Below are 24,228 nucleotides of genomic sequence, written 5' to 3' on the forward strand. Positions count from 1 at the left end.
CCCATGCCTAAACCCGCGGTATTTCGCTCTGGGGGGTTATTTGACGATGACTTGGGCGACGTCGCCGAATTGGTGGATCAATGCCGCCAGGTTGGTGAGCTCGCGTAAGCGGTTGGTGCGGATCTGGTCGTCTTTGGCCATGATCATCGTTTCGGTGAAGTAGTCAGTGATCACAGGCGTTAAGCCGGCCAGTGCTTGATAGTTGGCTTCGTTTGGTTGGGCGTCAAAGGCGGCTTGGACCTTCGCTGCTGCGGCGTGCAAGGCGTGTTCGCTGTCATTTTCAAACAAGGCGGCATCGACGCTGCCAGTCGTCGGCGTCTTGTCAGCGATCCGGGTAACTCGGCCTAAGGCTTCCATGACCGGTTTGAAGTCAGCATCGGCGGCGTGGTGCTGCAAAATCGCCGCCGCATCGATCATGGCTTCAACATCCACAGTCCGGCTGGCGGTGACGGCATCGACAATGTCATGCCGGACCCCTTCGCCAGCCAGATATTGATTGACGCGATCGCGGAAGAAGTCAGCCACGGCTTGGGCGTTTTTCGTGAAGTCTAAGCCGCTCAGCTGATCGTTGGCCGCAAAAGCACTGGCGATCTGCTGTTGCAAGGCATTGACATCAAAAGCAAAATGATTCGCTGCGACCATCCGCACGATGCCATAAGCCTGGCGCCGCAGTGCATAAGGGTCGTTGGAGCCGCTGGGGATCAAGTCAACGGCAAAAAAGCTCATCAGCGAGTCTAACTTATCGGCTAATGCTAACAAAGTGCCGATCCGGCTGGCAGGCAAATCACCATCTGCAGAAGTTGGCATGTAGTGTTCGCGGATCGCTTGCGCAACAGCAGGCGTTTCGCCAGCTAGTTTGGCGTAAACTTCCCCCATCGTCCCTTGCAGTTCCGCAAATTCGCCGACCATTGCCGACACGAGGTCAAACTTATAAATAGACGCTGCGCGTAACAATTGGGCTTTGTCAGCCGCGGCTAAGCCGACTTGATCAGCTAATAACCCAGCGATAGTGGCCGTGCGCGCCATTTTTTCGGTCATCGAACCGATCTTGTCGTGGAAGCTGACGGTTTGCAAGCGCGTCACGAAATCCGCGATCGTCTTCTTTTGATCTTCAGCATAAAAGAAGGCGGCGTCTTCTAATCGGGCGGTCAAGACCTTGACGTTGCCGGCGATCACGTTATCCAAGTAATCGCGGTTCCCGTTGCGGACCCCGATGAAGGCGTTGACCATCTTGCCGGCAGCATCGCGGGCGTAGAAGTACCGTTGATTATCTTTCATCGACGTGATCAAGACGGCTTCTGGAATGGCTAAATATTTTTCGTCAAAACGCCCGGCAAAAGCGGTGGGCCATTCGACCAGATTATTGACTTCTTCCAGCAAGTCGGCATCTAAGTCGATGGTCCAGGCATTGTCTTTGGCGATTTGAGCGATTTGATCGCTGATCAATTGCTTGCGTTCTGCTGGCGTGACGATCACTTTTTGGGCCCGCAATGCATCGACATAATCACTGGCATCAGCTAATTCGACCGCCTCACCTAAGAAGCGATGGCCTTGTGTCGTGCGCCCAGCGGTGATATCCAATAACTGCATCGGCACGACATCGTGATCTAATAAGGACACCAGCCAATGGATCGGGCGAATATATTCAAAATCATAACTGCCCCATTTCATCCGCGTCGGGAAGGTCAAGGACTTGATCACGTCGATCAATCCGCTTAAGATCGCTTTAGCCGGCTTGCCGGCGATGGCTTTGTGCAGATAGACATATTCGACGCCTTTGAGTTCGCGAAATTCGATGTCATCAACCGTCATCCCTTGTCCGCGGGTAAACCCGATCGCGGCTTTGCTCCAGTTGCCGTCAGCGTCTTGGGCGATTTTTTTTGCCGGGCCTTTGACGTCTTCTTCAACATCGGCTTGCTTATCGGCCAAACCCGTGATGTAAAGCGTCAAGCGCCTTGGGGTGGCGAATTTTTCAATGTTTTGATAATCGAGGTGGTTTTCCTTGAGGTACTTGGCTGCTTTTTGCGCAAATTGATTCAAGCTGGGGGTGACGACATGTGCTGGCATGTCTTCCAAACCGATTTCTAATAAGTAGTTTGCCATTAGTTTTCCTCCTCTTGCTGGTGTGCGAGCAGCGGGAAGCCGAGCTTTTTGCGTTCTTCAACGAAAGCTCGCGCCACCTTGTGCGCCATTTTGCGGATCCGGCTGAGATAGCCGGCGCGTTCGGTGACAGAAACCACCCCGCGCGCGTCAAGCAAGTTGAATGTATGGCTGCACTTGAGGATGTAATCATAAGCAGGATGGACCAAACCGAGATCCATCAAGCGCCAAGCTTCTTTTTCATAGGCATCAAAAAATTGCAGCAGCATGGCTTGATCAGATTCTTCAAAGGAGTACTTGGAATGTTCATATTCCGGTTCCTTGAAAATATCCCCGTATAAGACGCCATCGCCCCATTCCAGATCAAAGACGTTGTTGACATCTTGGATATAAGAAGCCAAGCGTTCAACGCCATAAGTGATCTCGCTGGTGACTGGGGAGACTTCTAAGCCGCCGACGACTTGGAAGTAAGTGAACTGTGTGACTTCCATGCCGTCCAGCCAAACTTCCCAACCCACACCGGCGCAACCCATTGACGGGTTTTCCCAGTTATCTTCGACAAAGCGAATGTCGTGTTCCAAAGGCTCGATCCCTAAAGCCCGCAATGAATCCAAATAGTAAGCTTGGACTTCCTTAGGGGATGGTTTGATCACGACTTGGAATTGGTGATGTTGATATAAGCGGTTGGGGTTTTCCCCATAGCGGCCATCTGCTGGCCGGCGAGAAGGTTCAACATAAGCTGCCGCCCAAGGTTCCGGCCCGATCGCCCGCAAAAAGGTATACGGGCTCATGGTGCCGGCGCCTTTTTCGGTGTCATAAGATTGCATCAGCATGCAGCCTTTATCGCCCCAAAACTGTTGTAACGTCTGGATCATTTGCTGGACAGACATTTTCTTGGTCATGGTTATCTCCTTTTTATTTCGGTACGCCAACAAAAAAAGCGCCACTATGCCAAAATTGACATAGGGACGCTTGCGCGCGGTTCCACCCTACTTCAAGTCCGCAGACTTGCGCTCACTTGCCGGCTCGAAAACGCCAATCACAAGTCGTTAGATGAGGCTTCCACTGCTCCTCACTCGCTGATCAACCGTGCTTGTGACCCTTTTTCTCAGTACCGAATATTTAGTTTCAGTATACGCTTTTCCCCCGGTGTGTCAATATTTGCGGATGGTTGGCTGGGTGTAATTCTGGAAGAAATCAGCGATTTCATCTAAAGAATCTGAAAACAGCAGCTTGCTGCGGTGTTCTGCAGTCAAGAAATTATCGGCCACCATCCGATCAAACATCGTCGCCACCGGATCCCAATAATGATCGACGTTATAAAACGCACAAGGACTGGCGTTATCACCGATGCGGGCCCATGAATACGCCGTCGTGATCTCTTCTAAGGTGCCAGGACCGCCTGGCAAAGCGATGCAAGCATCGGCTAAATGCATCATGGTGAGCTTGCGCTGGGTCATGTCCGGAACCACGGTGAGATCTTCCAGCTCCGCAAGTGCGGCCCCGCGTTCATAAAGATTTTGCGGCATGATCCCGATGACATGGCCATCGTGGAACAAAACGGTTTTGGCGAGGATCCCCATTAAACCAACGCCGCCCCCGCCATAAACTAAGGTGTCGCCGCGCTCAGCCAGCCAAGCGCCTAATTGCTTAGCAGCGGAAATAAATACCGGCTGATTGCCAGCGTTCGCCCCACAAAAAACTGCGATTCGACTCATTGGATCTTTCCTCCATTATCTAAAATATTGGTGATCATCTTGGCTACCGCATAATCGGCATTGCTGCCAATGCGCGCTGTGGCATACGGGGTCAGCTTTGGCGTGGCCGCCGCGACAATGTAGCTATGGCCAACGACTTGCAGCATCTCGGTGTCATTCAGATTGTCCCCAAAGGCGACCATTTCCGCCGGGGCGACGCCTAATTTGGCCCCTAACGTCTTGATGGCGGCGCCTTTATTGACGGCTTGGTGCATGATGTCTAAGAAATAGTCACCGCCGATAGTGACATGGAAGCGATCGCCAAGCGGCCGTTGATAATCCGGATCAAATGCCGTATAAGTTTCTTTGTTTGGGAAAAACACCGTATATTTGGCGATTGGCACGTCTAATGTGGTGAGATCGTCGACAAATTCATATTGCATGAAAAACTGACTCAAAAATGATTCTTGATCAGCAGCCGTTGCATCAATATATGCGCGGTCTTTGGCGCACAAAATTGGAAAACCTGACCCCTTGGCTTGCGTGTAGTGAACCAAATCAATGACATCTGCTGGGGCCAAATATTGAGTCGCCACTTCTTGTCCGTCGTGAATCACGAAGGCCCCGTTTTCAGCGATCAAGCTCATTTGCTCTTGGACTTGTGCAAACATCGGCTGCAAAGTGTACAAGGCACGGCCGCTTGCCGCAACAAAGTGGATCCCAGCGGCATGCACCCGTTGGATCAAAGCATAAAAATTCGGCGGCAGCTCCCCGGCATCGGTCAGCAAGGTGTGATCAAGGTCTGAAGCGATCAGTTTTATGGCAGTCAAAGGCGATATCCTTCCTATCGTTAGTGATACTTCCAGTATACGCAAAATTGCTGGGCAAACAACGTGGCTCAGGCATAAAAATAGGTGAGTCAAAATGACTCACCTACTTGAACTTATTTATCGCCGGCGTGATTGTGCCAGTCGATCAAGCTGATCAACCCCGACATCGTGATCGGCAAGATGATCACTAAGATCACCAACCCGATGATAACGCCTAAGGCCACTTGGATCAAAGTCGTGACACCGCTAGGAATCAACGCGGCAAAGGTCCCGCTTAAGATGATCGCCGCAGAGATCACCACGGCACCGATGGCCGTAGCGGCTTTGAGAATGCGCTGGCGTTCATTGGTTTCATCATGATCATCCTTATAGCGGATCATCAAGAAGATACTGTAGTCGACCCCTAACGCCATTAACATGATAAAGGTGAAAAACGGTGTATTCCAGCTCAGTAAGCTATCCCCTAAGACATGACTGGAGATCATGCGGGTGATGCCCATGGAAGCAAAGAAGGCGGCGACTAAGGTCCCAATGATCGTCATTGGCTGTAATAGCGAGCGGGTGACGACCATCAATGCGATGCCAATGCCGATGATCATGATCGTTGCAGTCCGCTGGAAATCACCATTGGCCAAAGCCCGCAAATCGTTGTCCTCTGAAGTTTGTCCGCCAATCACTACGTCGGCGTCTTTCAACGCCCCGTGTTTCAATTGGGCGTTCAAGTCGGTTTGCATGGTCTTAAACCGCGCGTTGGCTTGGGTGGAATTGGGATCGCCTTTAAAGACAACGGTCAAGGTCGTGATCTTGTGGCTGTCGGCCATATATGCCGCTAATGCCGGTTTGAAGGCCTTGGAATGGATCTGGTCTTTTGGCAAGTAGAATTGCTTGCCCATGTAAGAGTTTTGCAACTCGGTCAGGTAAGTTTGCATGGTCTTGCTGCCGTCACCAATGGTTTTTAACCCATCATCGGCAGCATCTAAACCAGTGCCCAGCTGGGATAATTTGGCCGTCATCCCTTGCAGCTGGGAGTTGACCGTTTGCACCCCAGCATTGACTTGACTGGCACCACTATCTAACGCGCCGCTCTTAGAATTCAGCGTGTTAGCCCCAGCTGCGACTTGTTGGGCCCCGGCAGTGACTTGACTGGAGCCGGCGGTGACTTTTTGCGAGCCGGCGGCTAAGGCCCCTAAACCAGAGGCTAACTGTTGGTTGGCACTGGCAACTTGACTGGCCCCTTGACTGGTTTGACTCGCGCCAGCGGCGGTTTTGGCTGCGCCATTGGCCGTTTGACTCGCGCCATTAGCCGCTTGGGCGGCGCCGGCAGCGACTTGGCTGGCACCAGCTGCCAGATCATTGACGTTGTTGGTTAAATTCGGCATGGCGGCATTGAATTGGCCAATACCAGTGCTGAGTTGTGCCGTGCCAGCAGTTAATTGACTGACGGCTTGGGCCAATTGATTGGCTTTGGCGGTGACTACCGGCGCTGCCGCCGCACTGAGGGCTTGATTTTGACTATTCGTCAACAAGCCCAAAATCGCTTTGGCTTGCGCTTGCAAACCGGCAACCGATTGATTCAGCGTCGACATTTGCGTCGTCAACTGGCTGCTGCCGGCGGCTAAGGTCTGCACATTGCTGCTCAACGTGGGTAAGGTGGCCGCTAAGGTGCCAGTACCTTGCGCGACTTGGCTGGCCCCAGTGGCTAATTGGCCATTAGCGGTGGCCAATTGTCCGGCGCCATTGGCCACTTGGCTCGCCCCACTGGCGACTTGACCGCTGCCATTGGCGACTTGAGCCGCCCCACTAGCGGCTTGCCCGGCGCCGCTAGCGGCAGTATTGGTACTGCTGGTGACTTGGCTGGAGCCGGCGGTGACTTGCTGGGAACCAGACGCGAGTTGATTGGTGGCGGAGCTGACTTGCTGCACCCCGGCCGTGTATTGCTGGACCCCAGTTTGCAATTGGCTGGAGCCATCTGCGAGTTGTTGGATCTGGGCCATTTGAGACGCGGAGTTGCTGCTGCTCAATTGGGTATTCGCACTGGCTAAGCCTTGACGGATCTTGGCTAAGCCGGATTGTGAAGATTGCAAGCCTTTGGTGATCGTTTGCAGCTGATCGCCTAAATACATTGCCGAGATCTTGCTGCCGCCAGGCTGGGTCACGGAAGCGACGGTTTTGACGCCAGGTTCTTTTTGCAAGTAGCGCGTCAAATCGTCGATGGCAGCCAGTTTGGCCTGGGTGTCTAATGGCGTTTTGCTCTTGATATAAATCGTGGCTGGCGCAGACATCCCTTTAGAGAAGTGGTCTTGAATGACCAAGTAGCCTTTTTTCGATTGATAGCTGGTCGGAACTTCATCGGCATTGTTGAAGTTGAGTTCGGAATTATACGTGAAAACAAACGGCAGCACCACGATCGCGACCACGATCAAGGCGATGGCAGGCCGGGCAATGGCGACTTTAGACAGCCCATGCCATAGTTTGCTGGAACTTTGACCATCGGCAACTTTGCTCGGCCAAAAAAGCTTTTCACCCAGCGTTGCCATGAAGAACATGTTCAGCGTCAATAATACTGGCAATAAGACTAAAACCCCGATCGCCACGGCACTGGCACTTTGGTAGAAGGAAAACTTCGCCAGCCACAAAACTGAAAAGCCGATCAACACCGACAAGCCGCTATATAACACCGTGCGGCCGCCATGTTTGCGGGTTTGCCGGGTGGCTTCTAGCGGACTTAAGCCATCGGCGAGCGCACCTTTGAAGTAATCATAAAGCAAAATGTTGTAATCCGTGCCGATCCCGAACAAGACCACCACCAAAAAGACTTGGGTGAAATTGGAAATCGGGAAATTAGCGTGTGCGGCTAGATTCATCACGATCGACAAGCTGGTGATGAAGGCGACCCCGACGTTTAATAGTGAGATCACCGGCACGATCGGTGAACGGAAAACCAAGATCAAGACGATGAAAATAAAGATCACCGCGATCACTTCGGTTTTTTGGATCCCCTTTTCAGTGACGGTGGCAAAGTCATCGTTTAACGCATCCACCCCAGTCACGTAGGTGTGCAAACCAGACAGCTTTAACTGCTGGCGCAACTGGCGTACTTGATTTTTGATCGTGCCATTTTTTTTGACGGTGATCTGGGCCAGTTGCGTGGTTTTATCTTTCGCCCGCAACTGTTTTTTGGTTTCCGCGTTGTCATTAGGGCCCATGATCGTGGTGACGGTTAAACCGTCGGCATGATGCAAGGCTTTAAGCTTGGTATTGATGCGGTGCGTTTGCGTCGCTGTGATCGGGTCTTCCCCATTGCTGAACACAGCGGTGTAAGTCCGGACTGATTTATTACCATTCGCCTTTTTTTGGATGCGCGTGGCGACTTGGCTTTGAACATCCGCCGGCAGCTTGACCGCCCCATTATCGCGGACCAGTTGCGAAACATTCGGCATCGCAAAAATGGCGATGGCGACGATCACGATCCAAGCAATCAGGGCGGGATAATGTTTCTGCGTAAACTCTTTCATGTAAAATCCCCTCAATCGTCAAAATTTAGACAGTTGTAAAACCACAAAATTCATGATAGATTCGAGTCAAAGGTTAGACAAGACACAAACCTTGGCTATGTGTGCAAACTTAGACACTTTTTGAGTGTTTGTCTAAATGTAAGGGGATTTATTCATGAAATATACACCAGGGCAAAAAATGAATCGGAATGCGGCGCGCACGTTGGCGGCTTTTTCTGAGTCGATGTTCTTATTGCTCGGAGAAAAAGAATTCGATAAGATCACTGTCAATGAAATTTGTCAGCGCTGTGACTATCCGCGGGCGACCTTTTATAACTACTTCGATGATAAATATGACCTCGTGGACTATTGCTGGTATCAACTCAGCAAAGACATTCACCTGGATGTGGTGCAAGCACGGCCTTCTGGGGATGCGTTGGAGACGGTTTTTGATGAAGCTTTTCGGTTGTTTTCCGACCAGCGCGATCTGTTAAATCGTATCGTAGCGCACAATCCGATCGATAGCCCCTTGGTCACCCATTTTCTGAATCATTTTACCCGCACGATGACGACGATCTTAAGCACCGGCATGCCCAAACGCCATGGTCAGACACCGTTGGTCTTAGTGGCACAATATTATGCCAATACCGTGTTGCTGGTCTTGAAATGGGTCTTTTTGAGCCAGCACGAAACGACTTTGGCAGAAGCGCGCACCTACTTAAAAGAACTCCTCACCAAGCCAGTGTAACTGACACAGATGCAAGACACTTTAAGGGCAAGTTTTCGATGATCGGCCGAGGACTTGCCCTTTAATGCGGTTGACGTGAAGCGAGATAAGGTCATCCTGACAGCGATGCAGTTACCCCTCTATTAACAAAGAGGCAATTTAGACCAAAAAAGTAGAGCTCTCTCAGCGAATTCTAATACAAAAAAATAAATTTTCTTACATGAAAGCCTTACACCGACGCTCAACTCCAAATGGTTAGCCTAATTTCTTGTGCGTATCTGTCTAGCAAAAATCAGGCAAAATTGCCTTATTTGTATATAGACAGGCAATTGATCACTGCCTGTTGGCGACTGCGTGAGTCGCTGGTTTTTGCCCCACAAAAGCCAGCGCGGGGCACGTACGCTCGCCGCCATGCGGGCCCGAATGGTTCCGCCTGATAATTGTGCCGATAAGCTGCAAGCTTAGCTGCTCGCCTCAGTTGATCAGGTCGTTGTCTGCCGCTTCGCCTGTTAATCTCGATGCACTACCTGGCGCGGCTTTAGCCGGTCAGGCGCATCGCCACAGGCACTCCCGCTGAGGTCGCGCGCCGATATCGTTGCGGCCCACCTGCATCACCGCCGCGTCTAGTTTGTGGCGGCAGCCACATCACTAGCGAAATTCCCGCTAGCGTCAACGCATAAGCAAAATTAACGCTATGCGCATGCCGCAGTCAGGGTCTTGCGCTACTGGTCTGCCCGCCTCCGCAACTAGGCCCGGCATCTGGCCGTCGTCCCTGTGCCTGTGGGTCTCACCCTTGGCGATTTGGCGCCAAGGTCTGCACAACTTTAGCTTCAAAAAGACTCACAACGTGCAGGCGTTGGGAGTCTTTGGTGTGCGCAAAAAAGCGTTCAAGTTGGCGGCTAGGCCAACTTGAACGCGGATCAACGATGCTTATTAGTCGGCGTTTAAAGCTTCCAGCTGCTCAGCCAAAAAGTCGCTGAGCGCGTCTGCAGGGCAATCTAGGCTCTTGGCTAGCCAATTGGCACAGATCCCGACGCTGCCGTTGACGACGTATTGGGTCACTACCGCAGGCCCTGTAAGTACTTGGCAAAACCGCGTGACGATTTGATCGCGCACCGCTGCCGCCATGGCGCTGCGATGGATCATCGCAAATAGTGCTTGGTGTTGTTGCAAATCAGCGATCAAACTTTGCGTCCAGGCGCGATAACTGCCATTGATCTGCGTCGGAGCTTGCGTCGCATACTGGGCTAAAAACGCTTCGATGCGGGCGGTGATGATCTCCTGCTGCAAGTCGCCGACGTCTTGATAATGCAGATAAAACGTCCCTCGCCCCACATCTGCTAAGGCAGTTAACGCGGCAACGGTGATCTGATTGACTGGCTTTTGCCGCTCTAATGCCAAAAAGGCTTGTTCTAAAGCTTCTCGAGTTTTGCGTACCCGGCGATCCATGCTTAGCCCCCGTTCACTATTGAACACGTGTCAATTAATAAACATATTATATGTTTGCAGCAAAGCAATTGCAAACAGTAAGGATCAGTCGTTTATGTTTGTTACTGGACACGTGTTTAGTAATGGACAAAAGTAACTGGTAAAAATCTCGTAAAGTCGCGGTCTAAATGCTTGTCACCGCATCTGGGACGTTTTACGCTTGATATAGATGAAAGCGGGTGACAGCGATGTTGACACAGTGGGGCGAAATGCTCGATCAAGACCATCCCTTACCAGAATATCCGCGACCGCAGCTGCGCCGGGCAAATTGGCGCAATTTAAACGGCCGCTGGCAATATGCGATCACTGATGGCAAAAACGAGCCAGTCGCTTGGGATGGTGAGATCATTGTGCCGTATTCACCAGAAAGTCCCCTTTCTGGTGTTAATCGGACTTTACAACCGCAGCAAACCTTATGGTATCAAAAAACGCTCACCCTTCCCGAGTTGCATGGCGGCGAGCATCTTTTGCTGCATTTTGGCGCTGTCGATCAGTTCTGCCGAGTGTTCGTTGACCGCAAGCTGATCGGGGAACACGTCGGGGGATATTGGCCCTTTACTTGCCAGATCCCGGCGCGGTATCAAGGCCAACGTGTCGAATTGATCGTCGCCGTTCAAGATCATAGTGATCAAGGCTTAGAAGCCTATGGCAAACAGCGGCTGGAAAATGGCGGGATCTGGTATCCCCCACAAAGCGGGATCTGGCAAACGGTATGGCTGGAAGTGGTGCCGCAAACTTATATCACCGATTTAACAATCACACCGGATCTGGATGCCAAGCAGGTGACGTTGAGCGTCGCAGTCAATCGGGTTGAAACTGCTGAACTGTTTGTGCAGATCACGGCTAAAGGCAAAGTGGTGGCGGCGTGTGAAGCGGATAAGCGCCGCGTGACATTGCGGCTTTCGACAGTCCATCCTTGGACGCCGGCGGATCCCTTTTTGTATCAGGTCACGATCACCTTAGGGACAGATCGGGTCAGTTCCTATTTTGGGATGCGCAAATTCGAGCGCGGTCAAGATGCTGCCGGTCGGCCGGTATTTTTGCTCAACGGCGCGCCTTATTATCAATCCGGGTTGCTTGATCAAGGGTATTGGAGTGATGGCTACTATACCCCGCCCAGTGACCAAGCGGTGATCCATGAACTGAGCCAGATCAAAGCATTAGGCTTCAATATGTTGCGCAAGCACATTAAAATCGAACCGCTGCGCTGGTATTATCATTGTGACCGCCTCGGGTTGCTGGTGTGGCAAGACCTTGTTTCTGGCGGCGGGCCTTATTCGCCAGCCGTCAGTCAAGTGTTGCCGTTTTTAGGCATTACCTTGGCAGATGATCGGCCAGGCTTTGGCCGCCAAGACCCGAAAAGCCAAGCGGTATATCGGCGCGATTTGGACCGGACCTTGAAATTGTTACAAAATGTGGTGTCGCTTTGCACCTGGGTGCCTTTCAACGAAGGCTGGGGGCAGTTTGATACGTTGTCGATCGCTCAAAAAATCGCGACCAAAGACCCGACGCGCTTAGTCGACCACGCATCGGGATGGCATGATCAAGGCGGCGGCGATTATCAATCGCTGCATGTCTATTACAAAGCCTTCCATCTCCGTGCCGATGGCCGCCGACGTTTGCCGGCTTTAACTGAATTTGGCGGCTACAGTCTGCCTTGGCCAGGCCACACACTAGGCAAAGCGTTCGGCTATCGCTTTTATCGCACAAGCGATCGCTTGACCAAAGCGATCACGCACTTATATCACCACCAAGTCACCCCAGCGATCGCCAAGGGCCTGGTCGCCAGCATTTACACGCAAGTCAGTGATACTTTCGGCGAAGTCAATGGCTTGTGGACATTCGACCGCCGGGTGTTAAAAGTGGATGCCCAAGCGCTGCGCGAACTTAACGCCCGCCTGCAAGCGGCGTTTATTCAAGCACATCCGTAGCGTAAGAAAGGACTCATGTCAGTAAGACATGAGTCCTTTCGTTTTGGTTGCGATCATGCTTTTGGCGGCTGCTCGTCTGGTGCCCATTGCGCCATTTGGTCTAAGAAGCGCTTGGCTTTAGGCAACACCCCGACCATGTCGCGATAGATCCGGTCTAAGACGCGGCGCAGCTCGGCTTTAGTCGCGGCACTGACGTTGATGCTGTGCAATTGTGCCAGATCCAAGACGGAAAAGCGCCGCAAGAGATACATCGCCTTAGGCTGGATGCGGAAGCGATAATTGTCCAAGTGCCAATGCGCTTGGCATAAGACCCCGCCATAGCGTTCAGAAAAATCCAGCGGCAGATCACTGCGGCCGTCGATCACACACCCTGCCCATTGCGGTTGGACCCCAAAAGCCGCTAAGAGCTGCACTTCGATGATATTAGTGATCACTGCCGGATCAAAGCCGTCATCGATCAATTCGAGTGCTTGTTTAGCTTCTTGATACCAGCGCAAGATCGGCTCGCCATCAGGATAGGCTTGGTCGATCAAACTCAAGATATACGTCGCATAGGCATTTAAGGTGATGTCGCCACTGATGGTACGGTATTGATGGGCTTCTTTTAACGCAGTCAAAAAACTCAGGCCATCGTCGCTCACCGAGCCGACATACGTCGCTTCAGTGAACGGCAAGATCCCGGCGGTCAAACGAAACCCCGGCTTGCGCGCGCGCCGGAGCAAGAACATTTTCTTGCCGAAGCGATCGGTCAAAAGCTTGACCAGCATATCGGATTCGCGATAATTGTGGCGCGCAATGACCAGCCCGGAGAATTCCGCATTGGCCTTAGTCATCTAAGGTCCTTGAGGTTGTAGCCTAAAGTGCGCAGGTATTGGTTGTTGTCGCGCCAATTTTTTTGCACGCGCACCCATAGCTTCAAGTTGACTTTATCGCCTAACAACAGCTCGATTTCACGCCGCGCGCGCGTGCCGATCTTCTTGAGCATGCTGCCGCCTTTGCCGATCACGATCGCTTTTTGGCCGTCGCGCTCAACGATGATATACGCTTCAATAATCAACTTGCCCGCTTCCGTGCGATCTTTCATGCGCTCAACTTGCACCGCGACAGAATGCGGGATCTCTTGGGAGGTCAAGTGTAAGATCTGTTCGCGGATCAACTCGCCCACCACAAAATATTCTGGGTGATCCGTCAACTGATCTTCAGGGTAATATTGCGGGCCTTCTGGCAGCTTTGCACTTAAATCGGTGAGTAATGCGTCGACGTTGTTGCCTTCAGTGGCCGAAATCGGAAAGACGCCGGCAAAATCATGCGCTTGGCGGTAATGGTCGATGAATGGCAGCAATTCGTCGGGATGGACCAAATCGATCTTGTTGACCACTAAATACACTGGTTTGGTGACATTGGCCAATTGACTGAGGATGTATTGATCCCCCGCTCCAGGACGTTCGTCTGCCGGCACCATGAATAACACGGCATCCACTTGGTTCAAGGTGGATAAAGCCGCGGTATCCATATAGTCGTCTAAGGCGTTTTTGGGCTTGTGGATCCCTGGGGTGTCCACAAAGACGATTTGCACCTCTGGCGTGGTATAGATCCCGTTGATCTTGTTGCGCGTGGTTTGCGCCTTGGGGGACATGATCGCGATTTTTTCGCCTAAGACGCGGTTCATGAAGGTTGACTTGCCGACATTAGGCCGGCCAATGATCGCAACGAATCCAGAATGATGAGTCAAGATAAGTCTCCTTTGAGAAATGCACCAGGCAACAACGCACCGACTGTCGTCTGCACGGTATCACCATGTAAGTTCGTCAGATATACCGGGGTGTCGGCGGCACAAAATTCGCTGAGCACTTGCCGACAAGCACCACAAGGGCTGATGGCTTTGGCAGTGTCGCCGATCACCGCCACGGCTGCGAGGCTGGTCACCCCGGCAGCCACCGCGGCAAAAACAGCATTGCGCTCGGCACACATGCTGAGGCCATAGCTGGCGTTTTCAATGTTGCACCCGGTGAAAATGCGCCCGTCTGCGCTCAGGACTGCGGCTCCAACGGCGAAGTGGGAATATGGCGCATAAGCGTGTTGGCGCGCAGTTTGCGCGGCGGTGATCAATGCTTGAGACATTTAGCGCCCTCCTTGAAGCAATTGCCAAACAAATGGGCCAAAGACATAGACCCCACAAGCAATGGCAATGATCGCAGCCAGTAATACAGCGCCGGCGGCCATGTCTTTGATCAGCTTTGCTCGCGGGTCATAATGCGGCCCAACGACGAGATCGACTAGTTCTTCGACGATCGTATTGGCCAGTTCAAACAAAAACACTAAACAAATCGCCACCACCAACAAGACCCAATCAAATCGGGTGACGTTGAAGCCCCAGCCGGCGGCGATGACGATCAAGGCGGCCAAAAGTTCCCGGCGGAAGTTGCCTTCATGACGCGTCACTGCCTTTAAGCCGTCTAAGGCATGCTTGAGGGCTTGATAAAAATGGCGATTTTTGCGAATGCGTTTATCGGGTGAGGCCATAAGCATCGAGGATCTTTTCTTGCAGCGGGATCATCACCGCTTCGTCTGCCGGTTGGATATGATCATAGCCATTCAAGTGTAAAAAGCCATGCACGACCGTATAGCCAAGCTCGCGTTCAAACGAGTGGCCGTAGTCTTTGGCTTGCAGCGCGACTTTATCAGCATCAATGAACAAGTCCCCGATGTTTAAGGGGATGCCAGGCACCTCTGGCAACTGGTCTTCACCGTCTTCAATGGCAAAAGAGATCACATCCGTCACGCGGTCGGTATCGCGATATTCGCGGTTGATGCGGCGGATCTCGTCATCGGATACCATTGTGATCGACATTTCGGTGTCTTCTGCCAACTGCAGCTGTTCCCCGCAAAACGCGACCAGCTTTTTCACCAGTTCGGTATGCGCGGCATCTAAGCGGTGATCATCGTCATAAAATTCTAGGTCCATCAGTCTTCCCCTTTGAGTGATTGCGCGTCAGCGTCACCATATGCTTGGATGATCTTGGCGACCACCGGATGCCGGACGACATCGGCGGCAGAAAATTCCGTGAAGGCAATATGGTCGATATGCTGCAGCAAATGTTGGGCTTGGATCAAGCCGGATCTGGCGTTATGCGGTAAATCGATTTGGGTGATGTCCCCATTGACGATCATTTTTGAGCCAAAGCCTAACCGCGTTAAAAACATCTTCATTTGCGCTTGCGTGGTGTTTTGAGCTTCATCTAAGATCGCAAAAGCATTGTCTAACGTCCGCCCGCGCATATAAGCCAGCGGGGCGATTTCGATCACGCCGCGATCCATTAAGCGATCGGTGTGCTCCTTGCCTAATACCGCGTATAAGGCATCGTAAACCGGGCGCAAATAAGGATCGACTTTTTCCTTTAAGTCGCCAGGCAAAAAGCCTAGTGACTCGCCGGCTTCGACTGCAGGGCGCGTCAAGATGATCTTATCGACTTCGCCGGCTTTCATTGCAGCAACAGCCATCACCACTGCCAAGTACGTTTTACCGGTACCGGCAGGGCCGATGCCGAAGGTGATGTCGTTGTGGCGGATCTTGTTGACGTATTGGCGCTGGCCGAAATTCTTGACCCGAATCGGCGCCCCTTTGGCGTCTTTGATCAAGGTTTCAGAATACATCTCCGCGAAGTATTCCAAGGTCCCGCGTTTGGCCATGTTCAAGGCGCTGGCAATGTCCGGGCCGGAAAGTTTGATGCCTTGTTGTAATAGTTGTTGGATCTGAGCCAGAAGTTGATATGCCTTGCTGGTCGCGGCAGAATCCCCTTTAAGGCGCAGTTCTTGACCAAAAGGCGCAATGGTGACAGCCAATGCTTCTTCGATCATCTTGAAATACTGGTCGTTGATCCCTGCCATCGTGATCGCCTCTTCTGGGCTGGATAACAGGAATGTCTTGTCGGTGGTATTTTGAGCCAAAAATTTTGGCCTCCTCTGAAATAGTCGTATGGGATTAGTTTACCATACCCTGTGCACTGACGGGGATGGGCAGGCACCAAAAAAGCCGCCCGCAGGCGACTTTTTCTTAGCTAAGTTTTGCTTTGACGATGCGATTGACGATAGCGCCATCCGCTTGACCCTTTACCTGAGGCATCAGAGTCTTCATCACTTTGCCAAAATCCGCCTTACCGGTTGCGCCGGTCTCTTGGATCACAGAATCGACCAATGATGCGACTTGAGCTTCGGTCAATTGCGCTGGGAGATAACTCTCAACGATCTTGATCTCGCCTTCAGTCTGCGCCACGAGGTCGTCTCGACCGCCAGCTTTGAACTCGGCAAGGCTTTCCTTGCGTTGCTTCAACTCTGAGGCTAAGACACTCTTCTCGTCTGATTCCGTTAAGTCATGTCCCAGTGCGATCTGCTTGTTTTGCACAGCAGCCTTTAACATCCGGACCACGCTCAAGGTCTCTTTGTCCTTGGCCTTCATCGCGACTTTCATCTGAGCGTTGAGCTCATCCATTAGCGCCATAATTCACCAAGTCCTTTGATTAAAACTTACGCTTCTTACGCTTACGTGCTGCTTCAGACTTCAGCTTGCGCTTAACGCTCGGCTTCTCGTAGAATTCACGCTTACGGTATTCGGACAAGGTACCTGCCTTAGATACGGTGCGCTTGAAGCGCCGAAGAGCATCATCGAGAGATTCGTTTTTCTTAACGACCGTCTTTGCCATATGATATCCCTCCCTCCGACACTGTGTAACTACTGACAGATATCTACGCCAACAGTTCCTAGCTATTATACCGGACTGCAAAAACCACGTCAATAAGGTGGGGATGATTTACGTCAAAAGTTTCCCTTATCACGAAATTATGGCAATTGTGATATGATAGCGTTATATCAGGATAAACTGGAGGCTTCGCCATGACGCAAGAGCTGAACTTCTATATTATTTCCGATTCGATCGGCGAAACAGGATTAAAACTTGCCCAAGCGATCGCGGCACAGTATGAAGATATTGCCCCGCGCTATTCTCGGGTCCCATTTGTGCATACTGAAGAAAAATTGATGGCGACGATCGATGCCGCCAAAGCCGATGACGCGGTGGTGATCGCCACGCTAGTCACCCCTGGCTTGGGCCAATATGCCCGGGAATATGCCCGCCAACAAGGCGTTGCGCTGACTGATGTGATGGCGCCGCTGCTGAAAGAAGCCACTGCCAAAACCCATGCGGCGCCTAGTGGCATCGCTGGTGCGGTGCATAACTTAAACGCGCGCTACTTTGATCGGATCTCGGCGATGGAATTTGCGGTGTTATACGATGATGGCAAAGATCCCAAAGGCTTCTTAGAAGCGGACATTGTCTTACTGGGAGTCTCGCGGACCAGCAAGACCCCCCTATCGTTATTTTTAGCCAATCGGAATTTGAAAGTGGCCAATTTGCCGCTGGTACCTAATGCCCACATCCCAGATGAGATCTGGAAAGTCGATCCGCATAAGATCTTTGGCTTGACCACCGATGCGTCAGTTTTGATGGAATTTCGCCGCCAGCGCATGATCGCTTATGGGCTGAATCCAGATACCGCCTATTCCGCACGGGAACAAGTGGACGAAGAGCTGAAGTTTGCCGATGACCTCTATAAGAAGATCGGCTGTGAGGTGATCAACACTGCCCAACGGTCGATCGAAGAAACCGCCACTTTGATCTTAGAAAAGCTGGGTTTTGATCAATTCGATAATCAATAAATCATGCCGCCGCGCCGCGATCCGATTTGGGATCGCGGCGCGGTGTTTTTAGTGCTGAGCATATTTCTTGCTTCTGCTCAGGATTCGGCGCTATGATCCGGTTACACATATGCGAGCCGCTTTGGATCAGTGGAGGCGATGCAGATGTTGTTGACCAGATTATCTCTTGACGAACCAGAATTTACAGAAGCTCTTGCCTATCAAGTGGGGCTGTTTGTGGCCGAGCCGCTGCGTGCGCCAAGTTTGGTGCAATGGGGGCTGGCCATTGCGGTCAGCGCTGGCGGCTGGCTGGCCGCCAAAGCCCGCTGGCCTGGTGTGGTGGTGTGCGCATTGCTGGCTTGTATCGTGATCTTGCTAGGCGATAATCCTCAGCTCATCGCCGGCAATTGGCGCAGGCGCTGGCGGCTGCATCACGCCTATCGCCGTTTTGTCGGCCACCAAAAAAAGTCAGTGGACATGATGATCGACGCTGACGGGATGCAGTTTAACGGCAGCCTGCGATTTGGTTGGGGGTATTTTACCGCGTATCGCGAGCTGACGCTGACGTTTGTCGTTATGACCATCAATGCGAAGTTGGTGATCATTCCCAAAAAAACGCTGGCACCAGCGACGATCGTGGCGCTGCGCCGCTTGTTGGCGCAACATTTGTCCATGCTTTGAAGCACTAAAAGCGCTTGCCGGCACCACCGCTGATGCTCACGGTTTGGCGACACGCAAGGCGTCTAATGCTTCTGGATGAAACTGTCCGGTTTTAAGCCACTCGATCTCAACGCCATAAGGCGGGTTGAGCCGCTGGTCTTCAGGGCCAACATAAGGCGTTTCGAGGATCTTCGGGATCGCTTTGAGTTGGGGATGGTGGACGATCGCATTCAACGCATCAAAACCCAGCGTGCCAAAACCGATATTGGTGTGGCGATCCTTGTGTGCGCCTTGCGGGTTTTTAGAGTCATTGATGTGGATCACGGAAAGCTTATCTAACCCAACGAGATGGTCGAATTCATTTAAGACACTATCAAAATCAGTCGCCACTGGGTACCCGGCATCACTCATATGGCACGTGTCCATACAAACACGAAGCTTATCGGCTAAGTCGACTTGGTCAATGATCTCGGCGAGTTCTTCAAAAGTACGCCCTACTTCGGTGCCTTTGCCGGCCATGGTTTCTAGTGCGATGGTGACTTGTTGGTTGGGGGTCAAGATCTCGTTGAGCCCTTTGGCGATTTGGGCAATGGCCGCTTGCGGCCCAGCGCCGACATGTGCGCCAGGGTGAAATGGCATGGTATAAGCGTGCAAGGCTTCTGCCCTAGCGACTTCGCCTTGCATGAATTGCACCGCAAACGGGTAGTTTTCCGGTTTTTTGGTGTTGCCAAGGTTGACGATATATGGGCAATGGATCACCAAGTGACTCAAACCGCCGGCTGCCATGGCGGCCAGGCCTTCGGGGATGCGCATTTCACTCACGTCTTTGCGCCGGGTGTTTTGCGGCGCACCGGTATAAAACTGGAGGGTAGTCGCGCCATAACTCACCGCTTCTGCCACTGCTCCAGGAAACATTGCCTTGCCTTTCATACTAACGTTGGCACCGATCAATAAGGTCATCATTTTCCTCCTAACGCTTCTTTAAGACTGTCGGCGATACCGATGATGGACTTGGTTTTGGCTGGCGGATACGGCGCTTCTTGCGGCCAATAATAATCACAAGCGATCACCGTCCCATAGGTCAGCGTGTCATTAGGTCCTAATGGCACAACCACGCGCGCGCCGATTGCCAGGTCATGCGATTGGCTGAGATAGCTGTAGGGCTTGCCGCCATGATGAAAGACCACCTGGCAATAACACAGCATGCCGGGAGCATAAGGCCGCCGCGAAAAGATCCGCGCGTCTAATACTTGCGGCGAATGCTTGGCCAGCCATGCTGAAATCAACGCTGCTGCTTCTGGCCAGCCGGTGATCTCAGCCAGCGTCGATAAACTGCCGCTCAAGTGCGTTGGGGTTTGGGCATAGCGATATTGCAAGGTTAGATGCAACTCAGCATTGGCGGGTGTGGCTGACTGCCAGGTGATCTCCCCTAGCTGATCAAGCAGCAAAGCGACGGTCGCAGTCGTTAAGGTCAGCTGTGCGGCAGTCGTGTCGGTGGTTTGCTGCCAAAAAAACTGCTGGTCAGCTCGGCTCAAGCGCAAGTCTTCTTGCTGGCTTGCTGCCGGGTGATAAGTGATCTGCAAGGCGTCGATGCGGTCTGGATCACCATCAAAAAGGTATAAATGTGGGCGCTGCAGGATCTGCCGCATCGCTTCAGAAAGTCCGTCAGGATCAAAATAGCCGCGAAACTGGATCCGCCGGTCATCAGCGGTTTTGACCGTCATGCGCCAAGGCTCGAGGTCGACAACCGTTAGTTCCGATTGAAAATTATCAAAAGTCTGGCTGATCTGCGCCAGCAACTGTGCCATCGCTTGCGGATCGATCTGCCAGTGCTGACTTTGAGCGGGTTCGTCATAATAGTGCGTTTTGACTGTTACCGCCCCATTGGCTTTTAACAACAGCGATTGGCCCATTACCGTGCCAACTTGCGGGCAGCTCATGAAACCGCCCAGGCCTGCATGCAGCTTCACACGCTGGAGGTCACCTAGCGTGCGCGTCAAGCGCGTGAGTTGCGCCAATGCCAGTTGCAGCCATGACTGATCTGCCGCTGACACCTGATCATGCCAAGCCCATTCTTTGATCTGTTGGCAGCGAGAAGCCATGGCGTTGCCTAAAATTTCCGGATCGGCGATTTGCTCAACGTACTGGGCGAATTCCTGAGGGGCCGTCAGTGCCGGTGCTTTGGAAAAGCTGCGTTTTAAAGCAGCATAATGATCCACGGCAAAGCCCGCATATTGCAAGTCTTTGGCGAGTTGGTGAATCGTCTTGATCGTGATCGTGGCGGGTTTTAGGCGCGTTTGCCAGTGTTTGGCCAGTTGCTGTAAGGCAGTGCGGGTGATCACCATGATTGTCTCCCTGCTATTGTGATAGGTTCATTATACCCGCCAAAGCAGCGCAACAAAATAGCGACCAAGACTTGGCTTGGCCGCTTTTTGAGGTTAATCGGTTTTAGGTTCGTAAAAGTGGCCCATGATCTTCACCGACTCGGTGATCGACACGAAAGCATAAGGGTCGCTGTCGTGTAAAGCCGCTTCAAAATCATAGATCTCAGCACGAGAAATGATGGTGAACAGCACCGTTTTTTCCTCGTGGCGAAAGGCCCCTTCGGCATCGTGCACGATTGTGATCCCGCGGCGCAAGGTGTTTTGGATCTCATTGATCACCGCTTTAGGATGTTCGGTCACGATCATCACTTGCAAGCGCTGCTGGCGGGTGTAAACAGAATCCAGAATCTTGCCGTTGATGAAGATCGCCAAGGCAGAATACAGTGCATGCGGCCAGTCATTGACGAAACCGGCGAAAAACAGGATCACGACGTTGACGGCAATGTTGACCGTGCCGATGGTGGTGCCGGTTTTCTTGCGCATGACGATGCCGATGATGTCTAAACCCCCGGTAGAAATGTTATTGCGTAAGGCAAAACCAGTACCTAAGCCATTGACCACAGCCCCAAAAATCCCACAAACGATCGGATCGGTGGTCAGCGGCTTGATCACGCCGAGCACGCGAATCATGATCGAGCTCAAGATGACGGCCAAAAAAGTAAAAATCGTAAAGCGGTGGCCGATCTTACGCCATGCTAAGACGAACAATGGTACGTTCAGCAAGAATAACAACGTCCCGGTGTTGAGCAAGTCAGTCGTGCGCAACCCGGCAAATGGGGTCGCAAAGTTGAACCACTTGCGGACGACTGTCGCCAGCAACTGCGCCGCCCCGGTCACGCCGCTGGCGAATACGCCGCTAGGTTCCCAGAACATGTTCAAGGCAACGCCAACGCAGATACTATAGAAGATCGCCGCCGTAAAGCGACTCCAATTCTGGTGCCGGCGGATCAGCCGATCAATTTCAAGCATGGTAAAGTGTGGTTTCCTTTCTGCAAGTCAGTGCCATCAGTATACCACCTATTTTGCAAAAAGGGCGCGATATTCCCCATAACCATACTTTTCAAGCTCTGCAATCGGGATGAAGCGCAATGCCGCGGCATTGATACAATACCGCAAGCCGCCTTGGGCCTTAGGGCCATCTGTGAAAACGTGGCCGAGATGTGAATCCGCTGCCTTAGAGCGGACTTCGACGCGTTCCAGGCCATAGCGGCGGTCGCGTTTTTCTGTGAGCGGCTTGATCGGCTGAGTAAAACTAGGCCAGCCGCAACCAGCGTCATATTTGTCTTGAGAGCTGAACAGCGGCTCGCCGCTGACCACATCGACATAGATCCCTGCTGCCCAAAAATCATCATAGATCCCGGTAAACGGATGCTCAGTTGCCCCTTCTTGGGTCACCGCATATTGTTCTGGAGTCAGTTTTTTGCGTAAGTCCTCTTGATCCATTGCTAGGCCTCCATTCTTGATTATGCTCAGCATATCATGCCGCGGTGAAAAATGCATCGCTCACGATCGATACCGCGTCAAACCGTGTTGCCAGACTCAAAAAAGTGGCCTCATACCTCCTCACCCCATTGTATGAGTGAGCGGCTTGAGGACCACTTAATGAAACGATGTTGTCAGTTTATCTGGGCTCGGTGACTAGTCTTGGTCGTGCTTGCGACGCTTCCAAGTTATACCCATCAGTGCCAATAAACCAACGCCAAGCATGGAGAAGACATTTTGCTGATGGTCGCCAGTTTGTGGCAACTGCTTTTTGCCATTGGTGTCAGCTAATGTAGTGCGCGCTTGGTTTGGTGCCGTCGGCTGAGACAATGGCTGGGTCGGCTGATCACCATTGGTTTGCGGCAGCTTGACGCGAGTCGGGGTTGTCGTACTGCCGTTGCCGCCAGGTTTGGTATCGCCGCCAGGGTTGGTGTCCCCACCTGGGTTGGTATCACCGCCAGGATTGGTGTCCCCACCTGGGTTGGTATCCCCACCAGGGTTGGTGTCTCCACCTGGGTTGGTATCCCCACCAGGGTTGTCGTTGCCGCCAGGATTGGTGTCCCCACCTGGGTTGGTACCACCACCTGGATTATCGTCACCGCCAGGATTGGTGTCCCCACCTGGAGTTGTTGTACCGCCACCGAATGGCGGATTCAGACCGGTTTCCCGTTGATAGACAACGGTTACTTCAATGTCATTGTCACCAAAGTGAACGGTTTGAGCACTAGTAGCAGCATCTGGACTTTCGACAACGTAATAGCCAAAGACAAACGGATTGTCTTGGAAGCTCAGTGTGGCGTTTTCTGGGCCATACGTCTTATCGCCAGTCACTGGATCAGTTAACTCTGTGAAGTTAACCTGGTCTGTATAGTCAGGTGCAATTGTCTTACCATCTTGATTGACGTAATGCACGGTCTTGGTAACAGTATCCAGCGCTTGCTTCGGCGTGTTCTTGTTGTAAACGACCGTGACTTCGATATCGTTGTCACCGAACTTGACGGTTTGATCCGTTGTCGCTTCGGCTGGGTTGGTTACGACATGGTAGCCGGCGAAGGTCGGATTGGCCTTCTTCGCCAAGACGGCACTTTCTGGACCGGAGGTAACATCGCCAGTGACTGGGTCAGTGACCTGGGTGAAGTTAACATGTTCGGTAAAGTCATCAGTGAGCTTATGGCCATCTTGGTCAACATAGTGGATGGTCTTAGAAACAGTGTCCAGCGTTTGCTTCGGCGCGTTCTTGTTGTAAACGACCGTGACATCGATATCCTTATCACCGAACTTGACGGTTTGATCCGTTGTTGCCTCGGCCGGGTTCTCAACGACATGGTAGCCGGCGAAGGTCGGATTGGCCTTCTTCGCCAAGACGGCACTTTCTGGACCAGAGGTAACATCGCCAGTGACTGGGTCAGTGACCTGGGTGAAGTTAACATGTTCGGTAAAGTCATCAGTGAGCTTATGGCCATCTTGGTCAACATAGTGGATGGTCTTAGAAACAGTGTCCAGCGTTTGCTTCGGCGCGTTCTTGTTGTAAACGACCGTGACATCGATATCCTTATCACCGAACTTGACGGTTTGATCCGTTGTTGCCTCGGCCGGGTTCTCAACGACATGGTAGCCGGCGAAGGTCGGATTGGCCTTCTTAGCCAAGATGGCACTTTCTGGACCAGAGGTAACATCGCCAGTGACTGGGTCAGTGACCTGGGTGAAGTTAACATGTTCGGTAAAGTCATCAGTGAGCTTATG

The 24,228-nt window shown here is 52.2% G+C and carries 23 protein-coding genes; 4 read left to right on the top strand and 19 right to left on the bottom strand.

Features of this window, described 5'->3' with window-relative positions:
- Window positions 1–36 precede the first annotated feature (36 nt).
- The 5 genes from glyS to EKM91_RS02660 all read right to left on the bottom strand — a co-directional run bounded on the left by glyS (window position 37) and on the right by EKM91_RS02660 (window position 8,142).
- On the bottom strand, window positions 37–2,103 hold the full coding sequence (gene glyS / locus EKM91_RS02640; RefSeq protein WP_125749351.1) for a glycine--tRNA ligase subunit beta: 2,067 nt from the start codon (window positions 2,101–2,103) through the stop codon (window positions 37–39).
- The gene (glyQ, locus tag EKM91_RS02645; RefSeq protein WP_125749354.1) at window positions 2,103–3,002 is read right to left on the bottom strand and encodes a glycine--tRNA ligase subunit alpha; all 900 of its coding nucleotides are present in this window, start codon (window positions 3,000–3,002) and stop codon (window positions 2,103–2,105) included. Before glyQ ends, glyS begins: the two co-directional genes overlap by 1 nt.
- Before the next feature lie 252 nt (window positions 3,003–3,254).
- Window positions 3,255–3,818 carry an LOG family protein gene (locus tag EKM91_RS02650; protein WP_125749357.1) on the bottom strand — a complete coding sequence of 188 codons (564 nt, stop codon included), beginning with the start codon at window positions 3,816–3,818 and terminating at the stop codon, window positions 3,255–3,257.
- Window positions 3,815–4,627 carry an HAD family hydrolase gene (locus EKM91_RS02655; protein WP_164508431.1) on the bottom strand — a complete coding sequence of 271 codons (813 nt, stop codon included), beginning with the start codon at window positions 4,625–4,627 and terminating at the stop codon, window positions 3,815–3,817. Before EKM91_RS02655 ends, EKM91_RS02650 begins: the two co-directional genes overlap by 4 nt.
- 113 nt (window positions 4,628–4,740) lie before the next feature.
- Window positions 4,741–8,142 carry an MMPL/RND family transporter gene (locus EKM91_RS02660; protein WP_125749362.1) on the bottom strand — a complete coding sequence of 1,134 codons (3,402 nt, stop codon included), beginning with the start codon at window positions 8,140–8,142 and terminating at the stop codon, window positions 4,741–4,743.
- Window positions 8,143–8,296: 154 nt separating this feature from the next.
- Between EKM91_RS02660 and EKM91_RS02665 the strand changes: the two genes are divergently transcribed.
- Complete coding sequence (locus tag EKM91_RS02665) at window positions 8,297–8,869, top strand: TetR/AcrR family transcriptional regulator (protein ID WP_125749365.1); 573 nt, start codon at window positions 8,297–8,299, stop codon at window positions 8,867–8,869.
- A gap of 912 nt (window positions 8,870–9,781) precedes the next feature.
- Here the strand turns inward: EKM91_RS02665 and EKM91_RS02670 are convergent.
- Complete coding sequence (locus tag EKM91_RS02670; RefSeq protein ID WP_125749368.1) at window positions 9,782–10,297, bottom strand: TetR/AcrR family transcriptional regulator; 516 nt, start codon at window positions 10,295–10,297, stop codon at window positions 9,782–9,784.
- A gap of 227 nt (window positions 10,298–10,524) precedes the next feature.
- Here EKM91_RS02670 and EKM91_RS02675 point away from each other — a divergent pair, with 227 nt between their 5' ends.
- Window positions 10,525–12,267, top strand: a complete 1,743-nt coding sequence (locus EKM91_RS02675) for a glycoside hydrolase family 2 protein (RefSeq protein ID WP_125749371.1) — start codon at window positions 10,525–10,527, stop codon at window positions 12,265–12,267.
- A 53-nt stretch (window positions 12,268–12,320) separates the two neighbouring features.
- On the opposite strand, the gene recO is transcribed toward EKM91_RS02675, so the two are convergent.
- The 8 genes from recO to rpsU all read right to left on the bottom strand — a co-directional run bounded on the left by recO (window position 12,321) and on the right by rpsU (window position 16,967).
- The gene (gene recO / locus EKM91_RS02680; protein WP_125749374.1) at window positions 12,321–13,100 is read right to left on the bottom strand and encodes a DNA repair protein RecO; all 780 of its coding nucleotides are present in this window, start codon (window positions 13,098–13,100) and stop codon (window positions 12,321–12,323) included.
- Window positions 13,097–14,002 carry a GTPase Era gene (gene era / locus EKM91_RS02685; protein WP_125749377.1) on the bottom strand — a complete coding sequence of 302 codons (906 nt, stop codon included), beginning with the start codon at window positions 14,000–14,002 and terminating at the stop codon, window positions 13,097–13,099. The genes recO and era overlap by 4 nt, the downstream gene beginning before the upstream one ends.
- Window positions 13,996–14,388 (bottom strand): cytidine deaminase, encoded by a 393-nt coding sequence (locus tag EKM91_RS02690; protein ID WP_125749380.1) that lies wholly within the window; start codon window positions 14,386–14,388, stop codon window positions 13,996–13,998. Before EKM91_RS02690 ends, era begins: the two co-directional genes overlap by 7 nt.
- Window positions 14,389–14,790 carry a diacylglycerol kinase family protein gene (locus tag EKM91_RS02695; RefSeq protein ID WP_125749426.1) on the bottom strand — a complete coding sequence of 134 codons (402 nt, stop codon included), beginning with the start codon at window positions 14,788–14,790 and terminating at the stop codon, window positions 14,389–14,391. It lies immediately after the preceding gene.
- Window positions 14,774–15,232, bottom strand: a complete 459-nt coding sequence (ybeY, locus tag EKM91_RS02700; RefSeq protein WP_125749382.1) for an rRNA maturation RNase YbeY — start codon at window positions 15,230–15,232, stop codon at window positions 14,774–14,776. The genes EKM91_RS02695 and ybeY overlap by 17 nt, the downstream gene beginning before the upstream one ends.
- Window positions 15,232–16,215, bottom strand: a complete 984-nt coding sequence (locus EKM91_RS02705; protein WP_125749385.1) for a PhoH family protein — start codon at window positions 16,213–16,215, stop codon at window positions 15,232–15,234. Before EKM91_RS02705 ends, ybeY begins: the two co-directional genes overlap by 1 nt.
- Before the next feature lie 106 nt (window positions 16,216–16,321).
- The gene (locus EKM91_RS02710; RefSeq protein ID WP_125749388.1) at window positions 16,322–16,765 is read right to left on the bottom strand and encodes a GatB/YqeY domain-containing protein; all 444 of its coding nucleotides are present in this window, start codon (window positions 16,763–16,765) and stop codon (window positions 16,322–16,324) included.
- 19 nt (window positions 16,766–16,784) lie between these two features.
- On the bottom strand, window positions 16,785–16,967 hold the full coding sequence (gene rpsU / locus EKM91_RS02715; RefSeq protein ID WP_054714142.1) for a 30S ribosomal protein S21: 183 nt from the start codon (window positions 16,965–16,967) through the stop codon (window positions 16,785–16,787).
- A 191-nt stretch (window positions 16,968–17,158) separates the two neighbouring features.
- Here rpsU and EKM91_RS02720 point away from each other — a divergent pair, with 191 nt between their 5' ends.
- Window positions 17,159–17,980: a pyruvate, water dikinase regulatory protein gene (locus EKM91_RS02720; protein ID WP_125749391.1), complete on the top strand. Its 822-nt coding sequence runs from the start codon at window positions 17,159–17,161 to the stop codon at window positions 17,978–17,980.
- A 144-nt stretch (window positions 17,981–18,124) separates the two neighbouring features.
- Entirely contained in the window at window positions 18,125–18,640 is a 516-nt protein-coding gene (locus EKM91_RS02725; RefSeq protein WP_125749394.1) for a YcxB family protein, read from the top strand.
- Between the two features lie 36 nt (window positions 18,641–18,676).
- On the opposite strand, the gene EKM91_RS02730 is transcribed toward EKM91_RS02725, so the two are convergent.
- The 5 genes from EKM91_RS02730 to EKM91_RS02750 form a co-directional block, all read right to left on the bottom strand.
- Window positions 18,677–19,579, bottom strand: coding sequence for a deoxyribonuclease IV (locus EKM91_RS02730; protein ID WP_225419436.1), 903 nt, complete (start codon window positions 19,577–19,579; stop codon window positions 18,677–18,679).
- Window positions 19,579–20,964: a hypothetical protein gene (locus EKM91_RS02735; protein WP_125749400.1), complete on the bottom strand. Its 1,386-nt coding sequence runs from the start codon at window positions 20,962–20,964 to the stop codon at window positions 19,579–19,581. The genes EKM91_RS02730 and EKM91_RS02735 overlap by 1 nt, the downstream gene beginning before the upstream one ends.
- A gap of 93 nt (window positions 20,965–21,057) precedes the next feature.
- Window positions 21,058–21,972, bottom strand: coding sequence for a YitT family protein (locus EKM91_RS02740; protein ID WP_125749403.1), 915 nt, complete (start codon window positions 21,970–21,972; stop codon window positions 21,058–21,060).
- A 48-nt stretch (window positions 21,973–22,020) separates the two neighbouring features.
- Window positions 22,021–22,446 (bottom strand): peptide-methionine (R)-S-oxide reductase MsrB, encoded by a 426-nt coding sequence (msrB, locus tag EKM91_RS02745; protein ID WP_125749406.1) that lies wholly within the window; start codon window positions 22,444–22,446, stop codon window positions 22,021–22,023.
- 195 nt (window positions 22,447–22,641) lie between these two features.
- A partial coding sequence (locus EKM91_RS02750; RefSeq protein ID WP_125749409.1) for a mucin-binding protein occupies window positions 22,642–24,228 on the bottom strand: 1,587 nt, incomplete at its 5' end.

Source organism: Lacticaseibacillus baoqingensis, from assembly GCF_003946165.1.
GTDB classification, from domain to species: Bacteria; Bacillota; Bacilli; order Lactobacillales; family Lactobacillaceae; genus Lacticaseibacillus; species Lacticaseibacillus baoqingensis.